The organism is Alteromonas sp. ABH2_165, assembly GCF_056159945.1.
The window spans coordinates 63,745-88,901 of the sequence record NZ_JBSWWF010000004.1 but is presented as its reverse complement, the minus strand read 5'-3'; the positions used below and the strand labels follow the sequence as shown (position 1 = coordinate 88,901).

Sequence of the window (25,157 nt, the reverse complement as noted above, 5' to 3'; positions counted from 1 at the left end):
GCGTAACAACAGACAACCGTCTTCTGCCCTCATTCAGTGCTAAGGAACCCTTTTGCTTTTAGACACCCTTTCTGTTGCGGATGTCAGTATCGTGCTGGCAATCGGCTTTATGGTTGGCCTTGCCAAGGCCGGTATTCACGGAACCACCCTGCTTTCAGTGCCATTGCTGGCGCTGCTGTTCGGCGGGAAAGGTTCGTCGGGCATTATGCTGCCCATGCTGATTGCCGCTGACATCTTTGCAGTCTATCACTACCATCGTCACGCAAACTGGCGCTTTCTGATGAAACTGTTCCCTCCTGCGATTGTCGGCGTACTGCTGGGTACCTGGCTGGGGGAATCCATCGACGATGCACTCTTCGTACAAATTATGGCGGTGATTATTTTTCTAAGTGTGGGCCTGATGCTGTGGCTGGAAAAGCGCAAAACGGCGGTGCCAGATAATCACGCTTTTGCGGCCGTTACGGGTGTGATGGGCGGCTTTACCACCATGGTAGGTAATCTAGCTGGTTCGGTAATGGCGGTGTATCTGCTGAGTATGCGTCTGCCGAAGAATGTGTTTATTGGCACCGCGGCGTGGTTCTTCCTGGTTATAAACCTGTTCAAAGTGCCGTTTCACGTTTTTGTATGGGAAACCATTACGTGGGAAACCCTGCAGCTGGACTTACTTGCCCTGCCATTGATTATTGCCGGTGTATACACGGGGATTTGGCTGGTGAAGATGATCAGTGAGGTGCACTATCGCTGGCTGGTGATTGTGATGACCCTGGTTGCCGCTGTTGCGCTGCTGCCCGGCACACTGTGATATCAGCGCGGGCGGTAAGCATTACATCGGTCGTTTTGCCATTAACAGATAAAGCCCGCCTGCCACCGCGACGCCAACAAACCAGGCATACGCATAGAGATTATCGAAGATAACAGGCACGCTCTCCACTACACCAGCAGCATGCAGAAACCCGGGCAGATTCGGCAGAATACCGACTACCAGGGCGACTAACCCTGCCCGGTTCCAGCCGTTGTCAGCCCCGTATTCACCGTCATGTGTAAACAGTGCATCCGCATCGAGCTGACATTTTCGCAGAATAAAATAGTCTGCAATCAGAATGCCCGCGATAGGGCCAAGCAGCGCGGAATATCCCACCAGCCAGGTAAACAGATAGCCACCGGCGGTTTCCAGAAGTTTCCACGGGAAGATGGCAATGCCGATACCGGCAGTGATGTAACCACCCATCTTAAAGCTGATTTTTTGTGGGTTCAGGTTGGAGAAACCATAGGCGGGGGCAACAATATTTGCTGCCAGATTGGTGGTTAATGTTGCCAGCGCCAGTGCTGCCAATGCGATTACCACGCCCATGCCGCCCATTCTTCCGGCCAGCACTACCGGATCCCAGATAGCCTCACCGTAAATGGTGACTGTCGCAGATGTCACCGCTACACCGATGAACGCAAACAACGCCATAGGCAGCGGCAGGCCAATTGCCTGACCAATAATTTGATCCCGCTGACTGCGGGCAAAGCGGGTAAAATCGGGAATATTCAGCGCCATGGTCGCCCAGAACCCAACCATAGCGGTAAGACCAGGAATGAAGGTGGACATAAACTGCCCCTCCTTTGCCCCGCCTTGCACAAATTGCGACGGTGCTGACAACATTTCACCAAAACCGCCGGCTTTGAGATACGCCCATATCAGCAGCGCCAGCCCCATGGCGATCAAAAACGGTGCTGCGTAGGTTTCCAGCCAGCGGATGGAATCGGTACCGAATTTAATAAACACCAGATGCAGCGCCCAGAACAATAGAAAACAGATGGTTTGTGCCACATCGATGCCAAGGAACGGCAAAGGATTGGTGACTAGCGCATCACCAGTGACGGCATTCAAGATAACGTAAATGGCGGAACCGCCAACCCAGGTCTGAATACCAAACCAGCCACAGGCCACAAGTCCTCTCGCTACCGCAGGAATGCGGGCGCCACGGGTGCCGAAGGAAGAACGCAGTAATACTGGAAACGGCACACCGTACTTCGCCCCCGCGTGACCAATCAGCAGCATGGGCACCAGCACAATGGCGTTGCCCAGCAATACGGTGGTCACAGCCTGCCACCAGTTCATGCCCTCCGAAACCAGGCCGGCGGCCATCATATAGCTGGGTACGCATACCACCATGGCAACCCAGAGCGACGCATAATGCGCCCAGGTCCAGGTGCGCGCCTCAGATGCAGTGGGTGCTAAATCCGCGTTCCACAGGTCTGCATCGTGTGCAGGCAAACTGCGTTGTTTTTCCATTCCTTCAGGGCCCTAATGATGTTGATGAAATATCTAAGTGGCAGCTTACCGCATCTACGCGACTATCGTCAGGATGTCTCCTCTGACACATATCCCGAAAGGTGAGTGAGGATGAGATCATTCACGATATTGGGTACGGTAACAGTACATGCATGGCCGCCATAATCCAGCACCGATATAGCCGCACAGGACAGTCTGGCGGCGAGGATTTGTGAGCGTTTCCACGGTACCAGCAAATCATCACGGTTGGCGATAATAAACGTATCGGTTTCGATGCCGGACAGACGATCATCAATATTGAATGTGGTTAACGCCTCAATACGCGCTAGCAGGTTGGCCTCATCAGGAAAATGCGCAAGCATGTGCGCTTCTTCAGCCTGCAATGCTTCAGCGTGTTCCACAATCCAGTCAGGCGGGTACAGGATCAGCGCCTGCATCTGCAAGAACGCTGCTTTGTCTCCTGCTGCCAATAACGCTTTGCGGATATTAAAACAGCGGGCTGAATGGATATTCGGACAGCTCCAGGCATTGATGGGGATGAGGCTTGTGAGCATGGACGGACGTTTGAGCGCCAGTTCCAGCCCGACTAGTCCGCCTAGCGCGTGGCCAATAAGATGGCATTCGGTAACGTCCAGACTATCAAGCAACGCCAGTAATTCATCCGCCATATCTGCAATCGTGTAGCTTTCCGGCAGTGCCGCCGGACTGCGTCCTGTACCGAGGTGATCGTAAGTGATCACCCGGAAGTTCTTTGTCATCGCCTCAAGTTGCGGTTTCCAGAAGTTAGCCGATCCGCCCAGTCCTGAACTTAATACCAGCGTGGGCGCGTCTTCATTTCCGGCATCGCTGGCTCCGGCAGGCTCATGTATTTCATAGTACAACACCGGCTTATCCGACATGGGCGATACTGGCTATTTCCACTAACGCTTCCGGCTTCACCAGCCCCACTTGAATGCAGTAGCGGGCCGGTTTCTCCCCCGGAAAGTACTCAGCGTACACCTTATTGATCGCGCCGTAATTGGCCCAGTCGGTGAGCAGAATGGTGTTGAAGGTCACATCATCCATAGTGCCTCCGGCTTCCTCAATCACGCTTTTAATGGTTTCCAGTACGTGACGGGTTTGCGCTTCAGCATCCCCCACATGCACCACGTTGTTATCTTTATCGAACGGCAGTGTGCCAGAGACATATACGATGTTGTCGGCCATGGTGCCGGGTACAAATGGAGCGATAGGCACGCCGGTGCCTGCGGGAATAATTGCTTTCTTGCTCATGGGCATTTCCTTGTTATGAGGCCATCAGGGTACAGAATTCATCCACGCTGGAGACCCAGCCGAAAAAGGTTTCAATGTTAAACAATGCGGCATCGTGGGCACTGCGGGGCCCCGCCTGATAAGTCGCGTCTTCCAATATAATGCCGAAATACTCCAGAAAGAAGCCGTCACGCAAGGTCGATTCCACACACACATTGGTGGCGATACCAGTGAAGATAAGATTACGAATGCCACGGCTGCGCAGCATGCTGTCGAGGTTGGTGTTAAAAAAGCCGCTGTAGCGGGTTTTCGGGATCACCATGTCGCCGGGCTGCGGTTTAAGTTCATCGACTAAGTCGTAATCCCAGGTACCTTTGGCCAGCATGGTGCCCATCAGTTCAGGCTGCTTACGCATGGTTTTAAGGGCGTTGGATTTGTACCAGTTCGGTGAGCCCGGCCCACCAGCCTCGTGATATTCTGGGTCCCAGCCATTTTGGAAAAACACCACTGGCATGCCGTTAGCACGGGCCACTTCTAGCACTTTGATGGTTTTAGCAATCACCGGGGCCGTGGTAGACACATCAAAACCCGCTTTATCCAGATAGCCGTTTTTGCTGGCATAGGCGTTCTGTAAATCCACCACAATGACTGCGGTTTCTGCGGGATTAAAAGCGATAGGCTCGGGTCTCGCGGGCAGTACTTTTTGCGTAGGCTGCCCTGCCCGCTCAGACTGAAAATAACCGGCCACTTCATAGTAAGGCTGCTCTGCCATCATGCGGCTCCTGTCTTGTCGTAAAGATGCTGACGGGATTTCATCAGTGGCTGAATTTTGGTGCCGAAATCATCCATGCCTTTGAGGAAATCATCGAAGGTCAGCAGTACACCGCCACAGCCGGGAACGGTATCAATTTCATCCAGCATGGCAGCAACCGAGGCGTAGGAGCCCACCAGCGTCCCCATATTCAAATTTACCGCCGAAGTGGGGTTGGTCATGTCGCGGACGTTGGTATCTTTGCCGGACGTTTTGTCTGCGGCGCCCTGCTCTGCCATCCAATCCAGCGCGGACTGATCTTTACCTTCTTTGTATAACTCCCACTTCGCCATGGCCTTTTCATCGGTTTCGTCGGCAATCACCATGATCAGTACTGCGGAATCGACCTTTCTCTCAGCTTTCGCAGCAGCTTCAATTAAACGTTCAGAGGTCGGTGAAAATGCAGTCGGTGTATTCACCCCTTTTCCAAAACAAAAATTGTAGTCAGCATGTTTTGCCGAAAACGCCATACCTGACGCACTTTGTCCGGCACAGATAATAGGGATTTTGCGGGACGGTTTAGGCAGCATACGGCAGTCATCCATTTGGAAATGCTCGCCTTTGAAATCACTCTTGCCAGTCTCCCACAGCTCTTTCACCACGGTGATATATTCTTCGAGATATTCGTAGCGGTTACCAAAGAACTGATCGCCGGGCCACATGCCCATCTGAGAATATTCAGGACGCTGCCAGCCGGTGACCAGATTCACGCCAAAGCGGCCGTTGGAAATGGAGTCGATAGTCGTGGCCATGCGCGCCATGATCGCCGGTGGCATCACCAGGGTCGCCGCGGTGGCATACAGCTGAATTTTGCTGGTCACGGCAGCAAGGCCGGCCATCAGGGTGAACGATTCGAGATTGTAGTCCCAGAACTCGGTATCACCGCCGAAGCCACGAAGCTTGATCATCGACAGGGCGAAATCCAGATCGTACTCTTCAGCCTTCATCACGATTTCTTTGTTTAAATCAAATGTCGGCTTGTACTGAGGAGAAGTTTTTGAAATCAGCCAGCCATTGTTCCCGATTGGAATAAAAACGCCTATATCCATTTTCGCTCTCACTTGTTGTTTCGTGACCACCGATATAGCAGCCATCCCTGACGATTTTTCTGATAGTTTTCATCATCGTTCACAAAACAAGCGAGCATTAATCGCGCCATGAATTTAAAGCCATTAAATTCATAAAGTTAAATTAAAATAAACACAAAAATCAGACCATTTGGTCCATTTTAGTTCAGTGTTATTGGCTGCTTTGCAGTCTCATGGTGCAAAGTTTGATCGGATTCAGGTTATTCTATAGAGGTTGTAAAAAAGGAAAAAGGCACCTCTAAAAGGATTGACTATGCGACTACATTCCCTAGACGCCATACGCGGCATTGCCATTCTTGGTATTCTCATCATGAACATTCCGTATCATGTGAATATGCTAGTGGGCTATGCGCATTTTGCGCCGCCCTTGTTAGCCGACCAAATAGTGAGTTTTCTGCAACTCATCTTTGCCGACGGCCGGTTTCGTACTTTGTTCAGTATTTTGTTTGGCGCGGGGTTAGCCATTCAATACGGGCGCTGTGAGAAAAATAAGTACGACCCATCGCTTTTTATTAAAACCCGACTTAACTGGTTGCTCCTATTCGGCGCATTGCACGCGCTGTTTATTTTCGGGGGTGACATTCTGATGTACTACGCGATTTGCGGCATGATCGCGAGAAAGTATCTGATGAATGACAATGCAGCATTAATGATGAAGGCACGTAAGTTTCTGATTATTGGAGGCGTCGTCATCCTGGTTATGTTCGTCGCCATGCTTGTTTTTTCCTCGCCGGACCATTTGATGATACGCGGCTCAAACAACTATCAAGAGCAGTTGTCCGTGTGGCGTGGCGGATACATCATTCAGATGTTGGCGCAAGGCGGTGTGGCGCTGGCGTTTCTGGTATTCGCTTGCATTGTGATGATATGGCAGACACTTGGCCTGATGTTGCTGGGCGTGTACCTGTTCCGAAGCGGATTTTTCGTCAATGGTTTCAGCCCGCAGTTATTCAGAAAAATCCTTATCGCCGGTATCGCAAGTACACTGCTCGCCATGCAACCGCTGATATTACAGTCGATATATATGGAAGAATTCGCGGTGATGTTGTCATCGATTTCCGCGATATTTGTGGCATTGGTGTACGCGCACCTACTAGTAAAATGCCAGCAAAACGAAAACTGGCTGTACAGTACGTTAAGCAATTGTGGTCGTATGGCGTTCTCTTTATATTTGTTGCAGTCCATCTGCATGGCGATACTGTTCCGGGCGATAATGCCCCACATTAATCCCGCATTTGAAGAAACCATGACACGAACCGATTTACTTTTCATCGTTGTGGTATTTACTGCTATTCAAATGCTGCTGGCGAATGTGGTGATGAACACGTTCGGTCAGGGGCCGTTTGAGAAACTGTGGCGATATTGCTATTTGCGCAGCTTCAATAAAAAGTCAGAGAAAGCGGCACTGAAGGCAAGTGAAGAGCCACCGAAAGCCTGAACGATATTACTCCTTTAACAAAGCGCCCACCGACTCTCGCAGCACTGCCAGGCTGCGGGCTTCAAACCATGGATTACGTACCAGCCAGCGGTTATTCCGCCCTGACGGATGAGGCAATACATAGCGGTTACCTGGAGATTGTGTTGTCGCTTCTACGGCTTGGGTCAGGGTTTTAAATTGTGGCAAGTAATACTGCTGGGAATAGCGGCCAATGTGGATAGTCAGGGCTGGGTTTAACTGTTTAATCACGCTAGCATGCCAGGTTTCGGCACAAATTTTTGGCGGCGGCGCATCCGCACCATTTTTGTAACCTGGGAAGCAGAATGCCATGGGCATATGGGCGAACAGGCCGGAATAAAACTCCTCTCTGTCTACGCCCAACCAGCTACGCAGTTTGTCGCCGGAGGCATCGTTCCAGGGTTTATTACTTTCGTGCGCCTTGATACCCGGTGCCTGTCCGATGATCAGAATGCGGGCATGTTCGCTGAACTGAAACACCGGATTCGGAACATGGCTGAAATCGCCAGCGCAGAGAGTACACCGGCGAATTTCAGCGGTTAACTTCTGACTTTCAGTTATTGTTGTCATGTTACCCTCCGGGTTGGCTCACCGCAGTTTATCTGAGAAATAATCCATTAACGCTACTACTCTGCGGGAAGGTGAACGGCTGCCGGGATACACGGCATACAAATTGACGGCCTCAGAGGTATACGCGTCCAGTGCACTTACCAGTCTGCCTGCCTTAATATCTTCAGCTACATCGATGGCGGATTTGAGCACCACGCCAGCACCACTTATCGCCCAGTTTCGCAGTGCCCCGCCGTCGTTTGTGGTACGGTTACCGGATACTTTTACCGAGAACCGTTTTTTCCCCTGACTAAAATACCACTCGCTTTGCGGTTTGCCGGGCCGGGATAATACCAGACAATTATGGGTACTGAGATCATCCGGATGTTCTGGCATTCCATGCTCTTCCCAGTATCGCGGAGAGGCGCAGATCAGTCTTCGCTGATTAACGAGAAGCCGGGCTTTGTGTCGCGAATCTTCCAGAGGACCGGTGCGAACAGCAAAATCAAATCCCTCATCCACTAAATCCACCACGCCATCAGTCAGGTTCATATCTATGCTGACTTCAGGATGCCGTTGCAGAAACCGATCAATGAGCGATGGCAACCGAGTACGGCCAAAATCGTTTGTAGTGGTAAAGCGTATACTACCGCGCAGCGGTCCGTTGTCTGTCATAGCATCAATGGCGTCGTCCAACTCTCTGATAATTCGCCGACAGTCCTCAACGAAGCGTTCTCCTTCCGGCGTAAATCGCATTGTCCGCGTTGTCCGCACAACCAGCGAGGTTGCCACCTCATGCTCAAGCTGTTGCAACGCCTGTGTTACTGCAGAAGGGGCGATATTTCGTTGCCGAGCCACTGCTGCCAGAGAACCCGCATCATGGATTTCCACGAATATTTTCAGTAATGCCAGTCTATCCATTATTCACTCATTTTGAATAAAGCGTTCTTGTATGACTTATTTATTCTTATTTTTTCAGATTTTAGACTATCCGGCATCACACAATCGAAGGAGATTATGATGGCGACTGAAATAACACGAGGCGGCGACGGTAACGGTGCACTGATTGGCGCAACACTTTTTATTGTTGGAGGTGGATCTGGTATGGGCAAAGCGATTGCTGCAATGGCCATTGCCCGAGGTGCCCGAGTGGCACTGGCTGGTCGCAGTAAGGAAAAGCTCGACGCCGCAGCGAAAGACCTTGGCGATAACGTTATTGGTACCTATTCACTGGACGTATCAGACGGGGCGCAGGTTAACGACGCACTGGCAGCAGAAGGCCCTTACGACCATATTATCTCTACCGCGGCCAACCTGGCATTCAAACCGTTCCTTGAACTGACAGACGAAGATATAGATAACATGCTTGGCAGTAAATTATATGGACCGGTAAATCTGGCCAGGGCGGCAGATAAACACCTGAAACCTACAGGTTCAGTATTGTTCTTTTCAGGTCTTGCCGCCTATCGTCAAGGCGAAGGCTCTTCGTTGGTCGGTACGGTAAACATGGCATTGGAAAGTTTGGTAGCTAACCTTGCCATCGAAATGAAGCCAAAACGCTTTAATGTCATTTCCCCTGGCATAGTCGACAGTGAAACCTGGGCATCGATGAATCAGCGTGAAAAAGCCGGTTTCTTTGATGATATTTCTGAAAAACTCCCGGTAGGACGGGTTGGCAAGCCGGATGATCTCGCCCATGCAGCGCTGACTGTGCTGGAAAACGGATTTATTGATGGCACCGTAATCAATGTGGATGGCGGCGGTCGGGTAGTTTGATCTCCCCCGCTTCATTACGACAGATTTCATTTTTGCTCCTCATCAACTAACAGGAGACTTTATGACCCACATGCTCATCGCCGGCGGTTCTGGTGTTACCGGACGCGGCGCTATTAACGCCCTGAAAAAGTCAGGCTGGCGTTTCTCCACAATTAGTCGCTCATCTTCAGGGGTGGAAGATGAGCCACATTTATCAGCTGATTTACTCGACCCGGATGCACTGGAAGCAGTGAGCGGCTCTCTTAAGCAGGTTACCCATATTTTTTATGCGGCCCTGAAGCCTTCTGATGATCCAAAAACAGAAGCCCGCGAAAACGGCGATATGTTTCGCAATCTGATTAACGCTGTTATTGCTTCCGGTGCCGATCTCAAGCAGGTGATATTTTTACAGGGTGGGAAGGTTTATGGCGCCCATCTCGGGGTTTATAAAACACCGGCCCGGGAAGATGACAGCCGGCATTTTCCGCCAAACCTGTATTTTGAACATGAGGACTTTGCCCGCACACTAACAGCCAAAGGCATTATCTGGACCGCTCTGCGGCCTGACATCGTGATTGGACATTCGCTGGGGTCTGCCATGAACATGGGTAACCTGATTGGTGTGTACGGCACGCTTTGCAAGCATCTTGGCGTTGCCATGCAGTTTCCGGGAACCAGTTCGGCTTTCGATGTACTGGTAAATACCTGTAGTGTAGAAGTGCTGGGTGATGCTGTGGTGTGGGCAGCACTGAATAATCATCAGGGCGCATTTAATGTAACCAACGGCGATCAGTTCCGCTGGAAGCATGTCTGGCCAAAACTGGCCTACTGGTTTGGCGTGGACGTGGGCGAACCTCAGCCTATCAGTTTGCAGCAGAGGTTGAACGAAGCTTCAGCAGATTTATGGCAGGATATTGCGACAAAATATGAACTGGAAATAGATGACATTTCCACGCTGGCGCAGGGTGCATTCGGTGATTTCATCTTTAACGTAGAAACTGATGCCGTGTTTGATGTCACAAAAGCCCGTCAGCATGGCTTTACTAAAATGCAAAAGCGTTCTGACGATGACCTTATCGCTCATCTGGAGGCCATGGTAGAGCAGAAATTAATCCCAGTTCCTCATTCAGTCCGGTAAATCTGTCACGCTTAATATGCCATTCTGCGCTGTCGCGCGAATGGCATACCGCCCCGATGACTGGCATCGGGCCAGCGTAGTCAGCTTGATGTGATGTCAGACGTTAAGGTTATTTCATCCAGTTTTTCCTCAATAAACGTCACCGCATCCACCACCGTCGCAACAGAACGATAGAAGAAATCCAGCGGGATATTTTCATAGGTATCGCTGGGTTTGTGATAGTGCGGATGATCTTCCACACCGAAATACAGAAACGGGATGCCCTGCTTAAAGAAAGAACCGTGATCCGACTGCATCGTCCAGTCCTGATGACCATCTTCCGGCTTATCATGGCCCATCAGCAGATGAATGCTGGCCCGGGCTGCAAGTTCTTCAATCAGTGGTGTCAGTGCCGGATTATGATACGTGCCGGAAACATACAGCTCGTCTTTGGTGTTCTGCGCGAGCATGTCGAAGTTAATCGCCAGAGCCGGATTGTCGATGCCGTGCTTATCAAGCGACGCGGCAATATGGCGGCTGCCCTGTAATCCCATTTCCTCAGCATCCGGGAAAATGATCCACACATCATGCTCAGGCGGAGTCGCGGCGAAGGTTTCCATTACCGCCAGTGCCGCCACCACGCCGGACGCATTGTCGTCGGCACCGTTATAAATCTCGCCCTTGTTGATACCAACGTGGTCGTAGTGGGCAGTAACAATCAGACTCTTGTCAGAATCGCCGGTGCCTTCGAGATGCACCAGAATATTAGTGCCTTGAATCACTTTTCCTTCACCCTCTTTGCGAGGTTGAACGTCAAATGGCAGCACTTCCACATCCACATTGCCTTTAAAGGCTGTCGCATGAATCCTATCCAAAATGTACTCACGGGCTTTTTCAGATCCTTCAGAGTCTGTTCTACGTCCTTCCATATCGTCGGCAGAAAGGGTTTTGAGGCCAGAGGACAGCACTGACGGCTCAACAGGGCTGGTTTCACAAGAGGCAGACTGACTGAACAGAAAGGCTGATGTCAGCAAAAGAGCAACGGGAGAAAACTTCATGGTAGTTCCTTTAAAAATGCATGGCAGGAGCATAACGGAACTACCACAAATAGGCGAGGCCATAATTTGCGAATGGCATTACGGCCTACCTTCATCACTCACAATGTGCCACGCATAGAAGGTGGCGGCACTGCCAGTTGGCCGGATTCAGTGAGCGTAAATGACGCCCGTTTAGACGCGTCTGAGTTACCACCCACATACACATCAAACTGGCCTTTCTCGAAACCGTAACTCATGTCAGCACGATGATACGCCAGGTCTTCAGCGGTCAGCTCAAAGGTTACCTCACGGCTCTCGCCGGCTTTCAATTTCACTTTCTGAAAGCCTTTCAATTCACGAACCGGACGGGTTACCGAGCCCAGCTTGTCATGAACGTACAGCTGCACCACTTCCTCGCCGTCCCGTTTTCCTGAATTAGTCAGGTTGACAGAGACTGTCACCGAGCTACCGGCATCCAGCGTCTCGCTGGAAACGCTGACTTCCCCGTAATTGAAGGAGGTGTAGCTGAGACCGAAGCCAAACGGATAAAGCGGCGTGTTCGCTTCATCGAGATACCGGGACCGGTATTTCTGCTCAGCGCCATTCACATCATACGGGCGGCCGGTATTTTTCATATTATAAAAAATCGGGATCTGGCCTTCAGAACGGGGAAAAGTAATCGGTAATTTTCCTGACGGGTTGTAATCGCCCACCAGCACGTCAGCGATAGCGTGTCCGCCCATCGTTCCCGGATACCAGGCTTCAACAATGGCATCCATGTTTTCCTGTTCCCAGTTAATGGTTAACGGACGGCCATTCATCATCACCAGCACCATGGGTTTGCCAAGCTGTTTTAACTGCTTCATCAGCGCCAGCTGGGTACCGGGCATATCCAGCGAAACGCGGCTGGCGGCTTCGCCGGTCATGTCCCATTTCTCGCCCATGGCCAGCACAATCACATCGGCCTGCCGTGCAACCAGCATCGCTTCATCAAACCCAGAATTATCCTTCGAACCAATATCGTAACTGGCCCCCCTGGCAGTAAGCAGGTCGGCATTTTTGCCCAGCTTTTCCCGTAATCCTTCAAGTAGCGTCACCGGCTTATCATAGCGGTCTCCAGCGGCGGCCCATGAGCCAATCATGTCCTCCTTGCTGTCGGCAAGCGGGCCAATCAGGGCAATGCGCTGGCCTTTTTTCTTCAGTGGCAGAATGTCGTTATGATTCTTCAGCAGTACCATCGATTTACGCGCCACATCCCGGGCATCATCCAGATACTCCTGTTTGCCGATAACCGACTTCTCCCGTTCGTTGTCTGAATAACGATAAGGGTCGTCGAACAATCCAAGCCGGTATTTCATTTCCAGAATACGCTTCACCGCGTCATCAATTTCAGCTTCGGTAACGGTGCCCTTTTCCAGCGCCTGTTGCAGGGTTTTCACGTATGCCTCGCCCTGCATGTCCATGTCGACACCAGCGTTAACCGAAATTTCTGCCGCATGTTGTAAGTCAGCGGCATAACCGTGGGGAATCATTTCATTGATTGAGGTGTAATCTGTCACCACGAAACCTTCAAAACCCCAGCGCCCTTTTAAAACATCCTGCAACAGGTAATGATTTCCCGTTGCAGGTATGCCGTTCAGTTCGTTAAATGATGTCATGAAGGTGGCAACCCCCATATCATTGAGTGCTTTGAATGGTGGCAGATAGGTGTCCCACAATTCCCGCTCTGACATGTTCGTGGTGCTGTAATCCCGGCCAGCCTGTGCCTGCCCATAAGCCGCATAATGTTTCGCACAGGCCAGCACGGTATCCGTGTCACTCAGGCTGTTTCCCTGAAATCCGGCAACCCGGGCTTTGGCAATCTCGGTTGCCAGAAACACATCTTCTCCGGCACCTTCTGATACTCTACCCCATCGCGGGTCCCGGGCGATATCCACCATCGGCGCAAAGGTCCAGTGAATACCGTCGGCTGCCGCCTCTGCCGCAGCGACCTGTGAACCTCTTTCAATCGCCTGTAAATCCCAGGACGCGGCTTCACCCAGTGAAATAGGGAAAATGGTGCGGTGGCCGTGAATAACGTCATACCCGAATAACAGCGGAATACCCAGACGGGTTTGCTCAACCGCAACCTTCTGCAGTTTACGGGTGTAGTCTGCGGTGAATGCATTAAAAATGCCCCCAACATTACCCGCCTCAATCTGCTCCAGATAATCATCAGACATAGACGGGCCGGTCACGTCCCAACCGCTGGTGAGCAAATTCATCTGACCAATTTTTTCTTCCAGTGTCATCTTTGCCATGAGCTCACCAACGGTTTTATCCATCGCCCGTTTATCGTCATGCCAAACAGTTTCGGATACCTGAGAATGTTTAGCAGATTGCGCTTGTACATTCGGCACCAGTTGGCTGCCTGTTGTTAGCGCCAGCGCCGCGCCAAGGGCGATGGCAAGAGTGGTTTTGGAAAAGGTCATGAAGAAGGCTCCTGATTACTTTTTGCGTTGAGGCGGATACGCACGTTGCGGTCAACCGAGAAACCGAGCTTTTTTAGCCCGCGCTGCACGTCTTTATCTTTCATGAAAGTGTTCCACAACAGTGCGGACCGGTAGTTTTCAATCATGCCCACGATGGGTCCCTGATCGATAGCAAGATAGGTATTGCGTACCTGAGTTTCAGGATCGCCAGAAACGCTCAGGTTGATGCCATCGAAAAAGCCCATACGGCCGAACAAATGTTTACCGTGGTTGCGGTAAAGGTTTTTTAGCACCTTCATCGATTCTTCCGGGGTATATGGCATCGACGACAATGCTGCCGTTGGCGCAATTGTACCGTGATCCCGCTCCGCGCCAGGCGCGTGAGCGGTGTAGCCAACGGGCACCATATCGCCGGCGGTCAAACCCCAGAAATCCTCGCCGTAACCTTCCCAGCCAAATGGGTTGTCGATGCTGTAAGCGCGGTTAATCAGCGTGTGGCGACGGTTTTGTTCCCAGTAATTGGCGTAACGATCTCGCAGACCTCTTGGATCCAGCCCCATGAAACTGTAGTGGGCAAAGAACAGCGGGCCGCCCATGTTGACCTTATTACCCAATGGTAATGTGATGCCGTAATACTCAGAGTAATTGCGGAATGTCTCATTTTCCCAGCTTGCCCAGCCATCGTGGTAGGGCTTTGCGGAAATTGGATTGGTGGGTGATGACGCTGCCAGCACGTAAACGATCAGGGCTTCGTTGTATCCCTTGATCGGATGGTTCATTTTCCAGCCGTAATTTTTCGACCAGTGCCAGTACAGAATATCTCGGCCTTGGGTGTACCATTGCCAATCCATGTCTTCCCACAATGCAGTAATACGCTGGCGCAGGCGCTTTTCTTCTTTGTCATCGCCATCGAAATACTGACGGGCGGTGAGCAGTCCCTGCATCATAAACGCAGACTCTACAATATCGCCGCCGTCATCGAACTTACTAAAGTTAAAGGCGTTCAGATCGTCAGCGGTATACCAATGCGCCCACATACCTTTAAAACGTTCAAATTGCTCCAGATGGTCAGTCATTTTATTCAACCGGGCGACAGCCGCTTCCCGGGTTATCCAGCCACGCTCTGCAGCGGTGATGATGGCGGCAATACCAAAGCCAGTACCGCCAGTTGTTACAATATCACCGTCTTCATCCATAAACGGAATGCGTTCTCTGGCCATGCCGCTAGACGGTTCAGCATATTCCCAGAAATAGCGGAAGGTGTATTTCTGCACCATGTTCAGCAGTTCGTCATCGGTGAAATCCCGGGTGCTTGCAGTGCCACTGGCAATTTCAGTGGCTTTATCGTCTTCCACTGCCATCAGGCGGTATTTAAGATGCAGGTTCGCTCCCATATCACGGACAAAATCCAGCGCAAAACTGCTGTTGGTTTTCTTGCGAGTCTGCCATTTCTGACCACCGTCGGATGACACATCAATCCGGTAATGGGTGCCTTCCTCATAGAGAGCATCCCAGTTCAGCTCCACATGGCTGTCGTACCCTTCCAGTGTCCAGTCAGCCGCCATCGCCGGAGGGTGCATTGCCAGAATTGCTGCGGCGGAAATACCGCGAAGAAAATGTGATAAACGCATTGTCGGGTCTCTGATATAAGTCGTTGTATTTAAGTTGTGTCGTCAGGTAAAAGTACGGGGCAGCAAGCCTGCCCCGATAATCGTCCTCTTCAGAGGATCTGATTGATAATGTTTAGAAGCGCCAGCCGGCAGAGAGTTTCAACTGACGCATACCGCCATTTGAAGCCGAGTTGTAGTTTGGCTGACCGAAAGTTTCTAAGTCCGGATTTAAATAGAAATTGCCGTAGTTGTCCTCGTTGAACAGGTTCTGCACGTCGAATCGAATCCATGCAACAGAGTTCGCAATAAGATAGTCGGTAGGAAAATCTTTGCTCAAAGCCAGATCAAACCGGGAATAACCACTCTTCGACGGTTCAGCCCGCTCGAAGGTACACTGGTTGTTATCGTCGCACAGGGTGTATTGGAAGATACGCTCTGACGACCAGGTGTACTTGGCAGTGAGCGCAATGTTCCACGGCAGGTCGTAGGAACCGGTGATCACCACACGATGGTCCGGCACGCCTACGGATTTATTCCAGCCGTAGTCGCCTACACTTTCATAATCAAAGGCATACACTTCGCTGTAAACCCGGTTCTCTTCTGCATCGGTAAAGGTGTAGGCAAGGTTCACGCCCCACCCATCTTTATGAGAGCGGTTCAGTTTGAAGTAAAGGTTGTTGGCGCGGGTTTCGCCATCGTTAGTGGCGATGATCAAACTCCCCCACCCTGGAATACCGTAACCCCACGGCGCTCCCCAATTAGTGCCTTCCTGAAAGAATTCACCATTTGGCAAGCGATTACCCAACAGCCAGTTGAAGCCATTTTTACTCACTACCCGAGCTAAGCTGACTTCGGTATTCCAGTCACCAAACACGCTGCGCACACCGAAACTCATCTGATCCGAATACGGCATTTTAAGATCATTAGGGAGCATGTAACGGGTTCCGCGGACTTCGGTGCTGGCAATCAACGAATCCAGACCTCTTTGCGTGAGGTACGACGCATCCCAGGGTACACAGTTTGTGGCAGAGGCATCACAAGGATTGGCGGCATCGCCCTGGAAGAAGTATTCCGCGGTGGTGAATGAACCCGTGCTCATTTCCAACTGCATAAAGTCAAATTGGTTACGGTCGTAAGACCGGCCATAGCCACCAAACAGCATGTGATTCCTGTCTTCATCCATCACGTAACTAAAGCCCAAGCGAGGCTGCCAGGCACCGGTGAAGTACTCCCGCTCAGTACCAGTGCTAATGTAGTCGTCGATGTTGTAATTCGCGTTCTGAATATTTTCCCAGCCACGGAGAGCTGCAACTAAATCGTCGGGGGTCTGATAATTTTTGTAGCTCGGCGTTTCTTCGTAATCCCAGCGAATACCGATGTTCAGAGTGAGTCGATCGGTGACCTCCCAATCATCCTGGATGTACAGACCTAACTGACGGTTCTTCGCTTCAACGGCACCGCCGACAGAGCCGCTCGCGGGGATCCCCCATTGCACACGATAAGGCTGAACCACATCAAATTCACCCTGGCCATTGAATTCAACGTTGTAGTAATACTGCGGATTTATTGGCTGCTGCTGGATGGTACGAAGCTCAATGTCTTTATATTTGATGCCGGCTTTGATTACATGGTATCCGTTCCATTCCAGATCCAGCCAGGTGAAATCGTTCTGGATCCCCCAGCCCTTCTGGCCCTTTTCCTGGTAATCCTGGCCACCGCCAACATTAATAATTGATTGATTTTCTGCGGTTTCCAGTCGCATACCGATCTCATCAGTAAAGGCACGTGGATTCCAAGCAGCGTCTTCATAGGTCACACGGAATTCATTCTGCCATGCGTCAGCGGTATAGGTATATTTCACGTGATAACGATGGTCTTTAACCTCCCGATCCACGCCATATTCGTAAGCATTGGCGCCACCGAAACCAGAAACATCACTTTCGTCACGCAGTTTAACCGACGCTTCCAGGGTCTGGTCGGCGTTAATCATCCAGTCAATCTTGCCAAAAAACAGATCTTCTTCGAAATCAGACGCGAAACGACCAATACTTGATGCATATTCAGAAGGTAAGGTGACAAAGTCTATCCCGGAACCACCAATCACATCCTGTGGCTGAGCGATGGTTTTCTTCTCATAGGAAGCGAGGAAATGCAGTTGATCTTTAATGATCGGGCCAGCGAATGTTGCACCGGCGTGACGAATTAACGAACGGGTTTTGCCTTCCGTTTCATTAGGCTCTGCTTCGCGGAAGCCTTCATCGGTGTAGTCGACAAAAAAGTCCCCTTCAAACTCGTTGGTACCGGAACGGGTAACAGCAGTGATCGCTGTACTCCCCACCTGATCGTACTCGGCTTTGTAGTTTTGGGTAATCACTTTGTATTCGCCGATAGCGCTCTGCGGAAACGGGTTACCACGGCTGGAATCCTGACCGGTAACACCGCCCTGAAGTACATAATCTTTCTGGCTGACACCATCGAGAAATACATTCACACTTCGCTGATGCTGAGCACCACCGCGTAAGCTAACGCTTCCGTCAGCGCCAGTATTCACCTGAACGCCTGGTGCGAGGTCAGCGAAAGCGAGAAAGTTACGGTTGTTTTGTGGCAAACGCATCATCATTTCGGGCGTAATGTTGGTACCGATTTCGCCACCTGAGAACGCCTCAATACGGGTACCAGATACGGTGATCACTTCTACATCGTCTTCGCTGGCTGCCACATCGAAATTCAATCGCGCAGACTGTCCAACTCTTAATGTGATTTCTTCCACATCACCGTCAACTATGACCTGATAGGTGCCGGGACGCAGGCCGACAAACACATAAGAACCATCTTCGCGCGTGGTGGTTTCGTTCACATAACCCCGCTCGGTATCACGGGCCATGACTTTCTTACCCGCAGCGTTGTCAACGGTGCTAACGACCTTACCCCGCAGTGTTGCTCCTTCAATTTGTGCCAGTGTAGGAAAACTGGTTACGCCGGCTGAAGCAATGGCAACGGCAAGGGCACTGCGTTTAATCCAATGTGGTGTGGTGTTCATATGTGTCTCTCCATAAAAGTGGCCCAGTGCGCTCCTGCGATACTCCACACGCAACCTGTCGCCAAAAAGATCTGGTAAATAGGCTGTAACGCCCTTCTTTATTTTTGGAAACCGATTTCATTACCCAGGCAATAAAAAGCTGGATTCAGGATCGGTTACGCCCTGCTCCAGCGATCTGATTTCGAATTTACATTAGCCTAAAGTCTAAAGTCAAATACAAAAAATTAACATTAACTCTCAAGAAAAATAACAACACTCAAATATAAGAGCATGAATTTATTGAAATTAAGCTAAAACGCATTGTTAAAATATTGATACGCAGCCAGAGTCCAATAAGATTATTTCTTAACATTAAATCTCAAATGATTAATTTGTGAGTGGTGTATCTCCACCTTCTCCCCAGAGGTATAAACTTTGAAAAAGAAACAAAAAACGGCATATAAAACAGTTGTAAAGTTCAATACATAGACAATTAAAACGCCAAAATGGAAACCGATTTCCAAGCAAAATTGCTTTACTTTGCAATCGATGCCAGACTTAACCACCCGCATTCGGGCTCCTAATAGGAATATCGACCTGAGCGATGGCAGTTATTTGCATAAAAATAAACGTATTTCCGGGGCATCCAGAGAATGGACTATAAAAAAACAACAACGGCGAATACCAATAAAGAAATGGCCATGAGTGACATCGCCACAAAGGCTGGCGTTTGCAAGGCAACCGTTTCAAGGGCTTTAAATACGCCAGATCGAGTAAGTGCCAAAACCCGTGAAAAGGTGCTTAAAGTGGTTGCTGAAATGGGCTATACGCCAAACAAGCTGGCTGCCGGTCTGCGTCAGGGTAAATCCCGCAATATCGCTATCATGTTGCCAGATATTACCAACCCTTACTTTTCCCCAGTGATCAGAAGTATCGAGAATGTGGCACACAAGCGGGGCTATTCGGTGGTGCTTAACGATACTCAGGACGACCCGGCATTAGAACGCACCTTTGCCGGGATGGTGAGAACCCGACAAGTTGACGGCATAATCACTAATTCCAGTCGCATCCCGTTTGATATCGACCCCGCCAGACCAGTGTCAGAACAGCTTCCGCCGCTGGTGAATGCATCGGAGTTCGCAGAGCTAAGTGGTATTCCCAAAGTCGGCGTCGACAACTACCTAATTGGAGTGGAGGCCACTGAGCATTTGCTTGCCCTCGGTCACACCCGCATTGGCATTATTGCCGGGCCGGACACTATCAACAGTAGTCTTTTACGGGAACAGGGATTTCGGGATACGATGGCAAAGGCCGGCGCTAAGGTTGAGGAAAAGCTGGTTTTTCACGGTGATTTTTCCAGCCAGTCTGGTGTTGAAGGCGCTCAGAAACTGATGCAGCAACGCCACCGTCCAACCGCGCTATTCTGTTTTGGTGATCTCGCCGCCATCGGCGCGCTCCACGCATTAAGAGAGCTGGAATACCGTATCCCTGACGATGTGTCTGTGATAAGTGTAGACGGTATTGCGCTGGGTGAATATTGTGCCCCACCACTCACTACCATTGCTCAGCCTATGGAACAAATAGGCAAAACCATCGCTACCATACTGCTGGATCTGATTGATGGCAAACCACCACAACAAGAAGTGAATATTCTGCCCCATCAGTTGGTAGTGCGCAAAAGTACCGGGCCGGTGCCGGGGTAATTAGTGATGAATACGGTATTCTGTTACTCGGCCTAATTCAGTGACTCGACTTACTTCTGTTCTCGCCTAAGCACAATCAACCCCACAACCAACGATGCTAGCGCCGCCACGGTGCTGAAATAAAACGCCACATTGGAAGAATATGCCCAAAGGTAACCGCCTAGTGCCACGCCGCTTGCTTGCCCCGCGCCGATACAAACAGCGCTATATAACGCCTGCGCTTTGCCTTGGTTTCGACTTGATGCCACCTGCTTAAAAAGCAGGACCGCAATGGTGTGTACCGCACTGAAACTGACACCGTGCAAAAGTTGTAAAAGGGTAAATTCCACCACACTACCAGTTTGCGTTGACATACCTAGCCAACGCAGCGTGGTGAGCGCCAGACTGAAAAGTAGCAGTGTGCGAAGTGAAACATAACGCATCAGCCAGGGCATCAGCGCAAACACCGCAATTTCTGACGCTACACCCACAGTCCATAAGTTACCGGTGACGGCGGCACCAATCCCCTGCTCTTTCAGCAATAAACTGTAAAACCCGTAGTAGCTGCCGTGACTGAAATTCACTAAAAAGAAGATTAAAAGCAATCCCCATAGCGCAGGCTGTTTCCACAAGCTTTCTGAATTACCTTTCGGCATAGATGATACTTGTAGTGGCGACTGCCCCTGATTTACCAGCGTGACCAGCCACAAAACGCATAGCAAACCTAGGACGATATACGGCAGGCATTCCACAGAATACTGCTCAACGATTTGACCTACTGCCCACACTGCAGTCAGAAAGCCGCCGGAACCCCATAACCTGATCCGCCCATATCCTTCTGGCTTGTTTGCCAGATGACTAAGGGTGATAAGTTCAAACTGGGCATTTAGTCCTTGCCAGCAAAAAGCGCTCATACACAAAACTGCCACCAGCGCCCAGTAACTGTTGAAACAGAAGAACGCTCCTGCAAAGCTGACCACGGCGAACAGGTTACCCATCTGAATAACCCGAATCCTAGAGGACGCCCGATCGCAGATTTCCCCCCATGCATAAGGGGCGACAATGGTGGTAACCATTTGAAGCGAAGTAAGCTGACCGATTTGCCATGGCGAATAGTCCAGCGACTGCATGAACAACATCCAGTACGGCAGCATAGTGCCAAGCACGGCACAATTGAAAAAATAGAAGGCAGATAATCGCCAGTAAGGACTACTGGGCGTTACTTTAGTCGCTATCGACAAACAGGTTCCCTGCCGTTGCCGTTTAAAGAATTTAGGCTTACTGCTGCCTGACCACCGCTTCCTGCATCACCAGCTTACCCACGATGCGCTTCACCACGGGTGAAACCATCATGATGATGGGAAAGGCAATGGCAAATGTCATCGGCCAGGACGTCAGCCAGCGACTGATGAGGTCGTCAGCAAAACCAATGTTAATCGTTGTAACTACCAGCGACATGATACCTGACATAAAAAATGCCATGAATAAAGCGAAAACAACGGGGGCGAAACGGGGATGGATCATGATTATCAGCCTCTTTGTCTGGCTTAATTTTGCACATATCAGAAGTTAAATTGTACATGATGACACGCAGTATTCACCAGTTTTATGCCGCCTGTACGCCACGTCTTACGTAATTTTCACGTTCATTTCATTCTGCTAATATAACCTTTAAATATCGGTTAACTATCCATGTTTAAAAAATGCACGCTGCAAGGCTTTCAGTGATGTTTAAAGTGGGTTAAATACCGATTTTATAACGCTGAATAAATCAGTCCGCCTTACTCAACATCAAAAAAATCAGTCAGCCTCTGCTTCTGCATTCCTGCGGCATCAAAATTATCAGACGCAAGCCATGCCTGATAGCCCCCACGCAGTCTTGAGTACTCGTTATCCAAAATGGCGTACCACGCGGTGTCGCGGTTTCGCCCTTGTGTTACCAGCATTTGCCGAAAAATACCTTCAAAGGTAAAGCCAAACCGCACTGCCGCCGCTCTGGATGGCGCATTAAGTAAATCACATTTCCATTCCAACCTTCGATAACCTAGCGTGGAAAAAACATATTCAAGTAAAAGCGACATGACTTCTGTCGACATTGCAGTGCGTTGCATCAAGGATGAATAAACCAGATGACCCACTTCAATTACCCCATTCGTAACATCAATTCTCATGAGTGCAACCGTGCCCAGAGCATTTCCAGTCGCGTTGTCGATAACGGCAAACTGGTATGGATCGCTTTTATTCGCCATTCCAATCAGGAAGTCCCGGTAGTCTTTTAATGAAGTAAAAGGGCCGTAAGGTAAATAGGTCCAATTCCGCTCATCTTCACTTTGCTGAAAAGCTTGGTAAAGGCTCTCTGCGTGACGATGAGCGTCGAGTCGCTCTAATCGGCAGTATTTTCCTTCAATACACGATACTGTAGGCGGTTCAACTGGCTGCCATTCTGGTAACGTTTCTCCAACCGGTTGTCCAAATTCATTGAGTTTCATGGTCTATTCAGTATGTGGCAAGTTTGAACCCAAAATACGTTGCCACCGAAAATATAGCAATACCCTTCATTTGTAGTATTTGGGGCTTTTTTAGCCGTTTTTTAAAAGAGTATATTTGAATGGGCACTCGGCTGGAGTGGTATTTAGACAATATCTATATTCCACATCTCATCAATCGTGTTGAATACGGCTGGCCCTAGAGCAGAAAAACACTAATCCGAGCAAGATACTGCATCAGACATCACAAACCAAATCTAACTAAAAGCGCTGAATAGCCCAATTCAGCGCGATAAGCGCAATGACCGACGACGCCAATGGCATTATTACCGAAACATAAGCACGTACATGCCGAAGCGCTAACAGCACCGGTAGTAACAATAGCACCACGACTAACTGTCCAATTTCCACACCGATATTAAACGATGCTATGGCCAAAAGCGGACTGGCAGCATTCGCTTGCAGCTCTCCGAAAACGCTGGCAAAGCCCATTCCATGCAGTAAACCAAACGCAAAAGTGATAAACACCAAACGGTGAATTACCGGCCAAATATTGTTTAGCGCCGTGAGCATAACTGAGATGGCAATACCGAATTCAACCCAGCGACTAGAGGGTTGATACCAACCTAGTGCCGTAGTGGTAAGTGTGACTGAATGTGCCACGGTAAAAGCCGTCACCAGCCACAATGTAGATTTGAGAATAGTGCCAGTACGTTCCTCACCCTGCCAACGATTGTCTTTTCTCACCAAATTAACAGTGAGCAGCATGGCCAGTAAAAACAGAATGTGATCTATACCAATCCAGATATGAATGATGCCCTGATAAACAAAGGTCGTTATTGTCTGCCAGGCGGTAGTACCTGAGTCGGTCGCCAACGCACTTTCTCTATGTGAATCAGTGAATACATCGGTAAGACTGGCACCACCAATTGTCGCCGTTAGCAGGGTTTTATGACTCGCTTCCATGTCAAATACACCCTGGTAACTAACAACTATAGCGGAGTCTGTAGGACAAGTAAGCGTAAATGGAATCGCTATCAGATCGATGCCAGATATGCTCTCCATGGCAACATCTTTAAAGACTGGGCGACATAGCGTGTCCTGCTGAGTAAAGCGTAGCACTGAGGCGGCATAATCATGTAATCCGGGCTGTGCTGCCTTCACCTCTTGCCAGGTAAGATCGCCGTCGAAATTCTCGTCGAGCTTCACCTCAATCTCAAGGTCATAAGGCATTAACGACAACCTTCCCTCAAGCTGACGCGTGTCTTCACCAGACAGGGTCAAATAGCCATTACTCAGCTCGTGCGCAAAACCTTTACTGGCGACAAAAAAACTGAGCTGAAGCACCATGAGTACTATTGAAAGCTTTGCGTAATACACCCAGCGCATAGGGTACTCCATTGTATTTACTGCCTTAATTCCAACGCATTGGCTCGTTGCAATAACATTTTATCGTCCCAAGTTTTGCCGTGCTCCCAATTGAGCTTTGCAAAGTGCATTGCCTTCACCGGGTCAGCATTTACATCGAGGTAATACCGCGCCAACTGGGCTGCGTGCACATTATCACCACGCCATTCCCGCATTGTAACGCGTTGCTTCATAATTTGTTGCCAGAAGTCGTTGGCTGCTAACGTAGCTTCCGCCTGAGCGAGTCTGACAAGTATGGCATCATCCACATTAGAAGGTGCCTTGATCAGCGGTGTAAGTTTATCAATAACAGCGCTGGAGCGTTCCAATTCAAGCTGAATGTCGGCCCAAAGGGCAACACGGCTAATCGGCGCAGCCGACAAATCGATATTACTGAGATAGTCTTCTGCCTCTTCAGGTTTATTCAGTGCCAATGCCATCGCCGCTAGAATTTCTCCTGCCCAGCTATCGATAGCAGGAGCGCGTTCGAGACCTGAGAACTTACGTAGTTGCTGTAATTTTTGATAGTCTGCTTCGTCTGGCTGCTGCTGAGCATCGATATCCAGCAAACAAATGGCAGCGAATGTGGGCTCGCCGATGCCAGCCAACTTTTGACAGGCCTTGCGTGCCTGCTCAGGGCTTCCCCGATTCACTTCCACTGTAGCAAGTAACATGAGGGCAGAAGCTGATGCCCCGTGCTGTCTGATCGTGTTGTCGAGCACTTCAGCAGCCTCGTCAAACTGATGTTGTTGTTGCAATAATCTGGCATGAAAAATATGCCATTCGGGATTAGTAAGTTGTGCATTCAACCCGCGTAGAGTTTGTCTATAGAGTTTGCGTAGCACTTTTTCCGAGCCATTTAACGTACGGGCTTGCTCCAACTCCTGCTGCAATGTCTGCACATCGGGTAATGCATCAGAGGGCCGTTCCCAACTCGCGATAATCGTGTTGTTGTCCGGATAGTAAACTGCAGCTTCTGCATGATTATTGACACTCGTCCCAAGTGTCACCAACACGGTAATGAGCAAAGTGACAGCACCCGCACATATTATGCCGGTAAGCAGCGTTGTAACGTCTTTCGCTATTCTCATGGCTAGTTCCCTGTTAGAAAGCCATCCCTGGCCAAATGTACTGTGG

General features: G+C 50.0%; 21 protein-coding genes. 5 read left to right on the top strand and 16 right to left on the bottom strand.

All coding sequences use genetic code 11. The annotated features are described in order from the left end of the window. The first annotated feature begins 52 nt into the window (after nt 1-52). Nucleotides 53-802: a sulfite exporter TauE/SafE family protein gene (locus tag ACXAFQ_RS09420; RefSeq protein WP_474820625.1), complete on the top strand. Its 750-nt coding sequence runs from the start codon at nt 53-55 to the stop codon at nt 800-802. Nucleotides 803-823: 21 nt separating this feature from the next. On the opposite strand, the gene ACXAFQ_RS09415 is transcribed toward ACXAFQ_RS09420, so the two are convergent. The 5 genes from ACXAFQ_RS09415 to rutA form a co-directional block, all read right to left on the bottom strand. After that, nucleotides 824-2,281 carry an NCS1 family nucleobase:cation symporter-1 gene (locus tag ACXAFQ_RS09415; protein WP_474820622.1) on the bottom strand — a complete coding sequence of 486 codons (1,458 nt, stop codon included), beginning with the start codon at nt 2,279-2,281 and terminating at the stop codon, nt 824-826. A gap of 68 nt (nt 2,282-2,349) precedes the next feature. After that, complete coding sequence (gene rutD / locus ACXAFQ_RS09410) at nt 2,350-3,180, bottom strand: pyrimidine utilization protein D (protein WP_474820620.1); 831 nt, start codon at nt 3,178-3,180, stop codon at nt 2,350-2,352. Beyond that, a complete protein-coding gene (gene rutC / locus ACXAFQ_RS09405; protein WP_474820616.1) occupies nt 3,170-3,553 on the bottom strand; it encodes a pyrimidine utilization protein C in 384 nt (127 codons plus the stop codon). Before rutC ends, rutD begins: the two co-directional genes overlap by 11 nt. A gap of 13 nt (nt 3,554-3,566) precedes the next feature. Next, nucleotides 3,567-4,307: a pyrimidine utilization protein B gene (gene rutB, locus ACXAFQ_RS09400; RefSeq protein WP_474820613.1), complete on the bottom strand. Its 741-nt coding sequence runs from the start codon at nt 4,305-4,307 to the stop codon at nt 3,567-3,569. After that, the gene (rutA, locus tag ACXAFQ_RS09395; RefSeq protein WP_474820610.1) at nt 4,304-5,437 is read right to left on the bottom strand and encodes a pyrimidine utilization protein A; all 1,134 of its coding nucleotides are present in this window, start codon (nt 5,435-5,437) and stop codon (nt 4,304-4,306) included. Before rutA ends, rutB begins: the two co-directional genes overlap by 4 nt. Nucleotides 5,438-5,684: 247 nt before the next feature. Between rutA and ACXAFQ_RS09390 the strand changes: the two genes are divergently transcribed. After that, entirely contained in the window at nt 5,685-6,869 is a 1,185-nt protein-coding gene (locus tag ACXAFQ_RS09390) for a DUF418 domain-containing protein (RefSeq protein WP_474820606.1), read from the top strand. 6 nt (nt 6,870-6,875) lie between these two features. Here ACXAFQ_RS09390 and ACXAFQ_RS09385 read toward each other — a convergent pair whose 3' ends face one another. Both ACXAFQ_RS09385 and ACXAFQ_RS09380 read right to left on the bottom strand, forming a co-directional pair. Beyond that, nucleotides 6,876-7,457: a uracil-DNA glycosylase family protein gene (locus tag ACXAFQ_RS09385; protein ID WP_474820603.1), complete on the bottom strand. Its 582-nt coding sequence runs from the start codon at nt 7,455-7,457 to the stop codon at nt 6,876-6,878. A gap of 18 nt (nt 7,458-7,475) precedes the next feature. Then, nucleotides 7,476-8,357, bottom strand: coding sequence for a LysR family transcriptional regulator (locus tag ACXAFQ_RS09380; RefSeq protein WP_474820599.1), 882 nt, complete (start codon nt 8,355-8,357; stop codon nt 7,476-7,478). Between the two features lie 99 nt (nt 8,358-8,456). On the opposite strand from ACXAFQ_RS09380, the gene ACXAFQ_RS09375 reads away from it, so the two are divergent. After that, nucleotides 8,457-9,212, top strand: coding sequence for an SDR family oxidoreductase (locus ACXAFQ_RS09375; protein ID WP_474820597.1), 756 nt, complete (start codon nt 8,457-8,459; stop codon nt 9,210-9,212). A gap of 61 nt (nt 9,213-9,273) precedes the next feature. Beyond that, nucleotides 9,274-10,329, top strand: a complete 1,056-nt coding sequence (locus tag ACXAFQ_RS09370) for an SDR family oxidoreductase (protein WP_474820595.1) — start codon at nt 9,274-9,276, stop codon at nt 10,327-10,329. An 80-nt stretch (nt 10,330-10,409) separates the two neighbouring features. Here the strand turns inward: ACXAFQ_RS09370 and ACXAFQ_RS09365 are convergent, their stop codons facing one another. The 4 genes from ACXAFQ_RS09365 to ACXAFQ_RS09350 form a co-directional block, all read right to left on the bottom strand. After that, a complete protein-coding gene (locus ACXAFQ_RS09365; protein WP_474820591.1) occupies nt 10,410-11,366 on the bottom strand; it encodes a M20/M25/M40 family metallo-hydrolase in 957 nt (318 codons plus the stop codon). Nucleotides 11,367-11,464: 98 nt separating this feature from the next. After that, entirely contained in the window at nt 11,465-13,816 is a 2,352-nt protein-coding gene (bglX, locus tag ACXAFQ_RS09360) for a beta-glucosidase BglX (protein ID WP_474820587.1), read from the bottom strand. Continuing rightward, entirely contained in the window at nt 13,813-15,447 is a 1,635-nt protein-coding gene (locus tag ACXAFQ_RS09355; protein WP_474820584.1) for a glucoamylase family protein, read from the bottom strand. Before ACXAFQ_RS09355 ends, bglX begins: the two co-directional genes overlap by 4 nt. A gap of 112 nt (nt 15,448-15,559) precedes the next feature. Then, on the bottom strand, nt 15,560-18,466 hold the full coding sequence (locus ACXAFQ_RS09350; protein ID WP_474820579.1) for a TonB-dependent receptor domain-containing protein: 2,907 nt from the start codon (nt 18,464-18,466) through the stop codon (nt 15,560-15,562). Between the two features lie 632 nt (nt 18,467-19,098). On the opposite strand from ACXAFQ_RS09350, the gene ACXAFQ_RS09345 reads away from it, so the two are divergent. After that, complete coding sequence (locus ACXAFQ_RS09345) at nt 19,099-20,148, top strand: LacI family DNA-binding transcriptional regulator (RefSeq protein WP_474820577.1); 1,050 nt, start codon at nt 19,099-19,101, stop codon at nt 20,146-20,148. 50 nt (nt 20,149-20,198) lie between these two features. Here ACXAFQ_RS09345 and ACXAFQ_RS09340 read toward each other — a convergent pair whose 3' ends face one another. The 5 genes from ACXAFQ_RS09340 to ACXAFQ_RS09320 form a co-directional block, all read right to left on the bottom strand. Then, nucleotides 20,199-21,368, bottom strand: a complete 1,170-nt coding sequence (locus ACXAFQ_RS09340) for an MFS transporter (RefSeq protein WP_474820575.1) — start codon at nt 21,366-21,368, stop codon at nt 20,199-20,201. A 37-nt stretch (nt 21,369-21,405) separates the two neighbouring features. Then, nucleotides 21,406-21,651: a DUF2798 domain-containing protein gene (locus tag ACXAFQ_RS09335; RefSeq protein WP_474820571.1), complete on the bottom strand. Its 246-nt coding sequence runs from the start codon at nt 21,649-21,651 to the stop codon at nt 21,406-21,408. Nucleotides 21,652-21,908: 257 nt separating this feature from the next. Beyond that, nucleotides 21,909-22,616 (bottom strand): GNAT family N-acetyltransferase, encoded by a 708-nt coding sequence (locus ACXAFQ_RS09330; protein WP_474820566.1) that lies wholly within the window; start codon nt 22,614-22,616, stop codon nt 21,909-21,911. A 258-nt stretch (nt 22,617-22,874) separates the two neighbouring features. Beyond that, on the bottom strand, nt 22,875-24,002 hold the full coding sequence (locus ACXAFQ_RS09325; protein ID WP_474820563.1) for a HupE/UreJ family protein: 1,128 nt from the start codon (nt 24,000-24,002) through the stop codon (nt 22,875-22,877). A gap of 17 nt (nt 24,003-24,019) precedes the next feature. Continuing rightward, nucleotides 24,020-25,111 carry a tetratricopeptide repeat protein gene (locus ACXAFQ_RS09320; RefSeq protein WP_474820558.1) on the bottom strand — a complete coding sequence of 364 codons (1,092 nt, stop codon included), beginning with the start codon at nt 25,109-25,111 and terminating at the stop codon, nt 24,020-24,022. Nucleotides 25,112-25,157 lie beyond the last annotated feature (46 nt).

What these genes read in the sequence shown, in the direction of transcription:
- ACXAFQ_RS09365 (WP_474820591.1), bottom strand. Translation starts at nt 11,366, where the DNA reads ATGAAGTTTTCTCCCGTTGCTCTTTTGCTGACATCAGCCTTTCTGTTC.
- ACXAFQ_RS09355 (WP_474820584.1), bottom strand. Translation starts at nt 15,447, where the DNA reads ATGCGTTTATCACATTTTCTTCGCGGTATTTCCGCCGCAGCAATTCTG.
- rutB (WP_474820613.1), bottom strand. Translation starts at nt 4,307, where the DNA reads ATGATGGCAGAGCAGCCTTACTATGAAGTGGCCGGTTATTTTCAGTCT.
- ACXAFQ_RS09370 (WP_474820595.1), top strand. Translation starts at nt 9,274, where the DNA reads ATGACCCACATGCTCATCGCCGGCGGTTCTGGTGTTACCGGACGCGGC.
- bglX (WP_474820587.1), bottom strand. Translation starts at nt 13,816, where the DNA reads ATGACCTTTTCCAAAACCACTCTTGCCATCGCCCTTGGCGCGGCGCTG.
- rutA (WP_474820610.1), bottom strand. Translation starts at nt 5,437, where the DNA reads ATGGCTGCTATATCGGTGGTCACGAAACAACAAGTGAGAGCGAAAATG.
- ACXAFQ_RS09385 (WP_474820603.1), bottom strand. Translation starts at nt 7,457, where the DNA reads ATGACAACAATAACTGAAAGTCAGAAGTTAACCGCTGAAATTCGCCGG.
- ACXAFQ_RS09375 (WP_474820597.1), top strand. Translation starts at nt 8,457, where the DNA reads ATGGCGACTGAAATAACACGAGGCGGCGACGGTAACGGTGCACTGATT.
- rutC (WP_474820616.1), bottom strand. Translation starts at nt 3,553, where the DNA reads ATGAGCAAGAAAGCAATTATTCCCGCAGGCACCGGCGTGCCTATCGCT.
- rutD (WP_474820620.1), bottom strand. Translation starts at nt 3,180, where the DNA reads ATGTCGGATAAGCCGGTGTTGTACTATGAAATACATGAGCCTGCCGGA.
- ACXAFQ_RS09320 (WP_474820558.1), bottom strand. Translation starts at nt 25,111, where the DNA reads ATGAGAATAGCGAAAGACGTTACAACGCTGCTTACCGGCATAATATGT.
- ACXAFQ_RS09415 (WP_474820622.1), bottom strand. Translation starts at nt 2,281, where the DNA reads ATGGAAAAACAACGCAGTTTGCCTGCACACGATGCAGACCTGTGGAAC.
- ACXAFQ_RS09330 (WP_474820566.1), bottom strand. Translation starts at nt 22,616, where the DNA reads ATGAAACTCAATGAATTTGGACAACCGGTTGGAGAAACGTTACCAGAA.
- ACXAFQ_RS09345 (WP_474820577.1), top strand. Translation starts at nt 19,099, where the DNA reads ATGGACTATAAAAAAACAACAACGGCGAATACCAATAAAGAAATGGCC.
- ACXAFQ_RS09325 (WP_474820563.1), bottom strand. Translation starts at nt 24,002, where the DNA reads ATGCGCTGGGTGTATTACGCAAAGCTTTCAATAGTACTCATGGTGCTT.
- ACXAFQ_RS09350 (WP_474820579.1), bottom strand. Translation starts at nt 18,466, where the DNA reads ATGAACACCACACCACATTGGATTAAACGCAGTGCCCTTGCCGTTGCC.
- ACXAFQ_RS09380 (WP_474820599.1), bottom strand. Translation starts at nt 8,357, where the DNA reads ATGGATAGACTGGCATTACTGAAAATATTCGTGGAAATCCATGATGCG.
- ACXAFQ_RS09335 (WP_474820571.1), bottom strand. Translation starts at nt 21,651, where the DNA reads ATGATCCATCCCCGTTTCGCCCCCGTTGTTTTCGCTTTATTCATGGCA.
- ACXAFQ_RS09390 (WP_474820606.1), top strand. Translation starts at nt 5,685, where the DNA reads ATGCGACTACATTCCCTAGACGCCATACGCGGCATTGCCATTCTTGGT.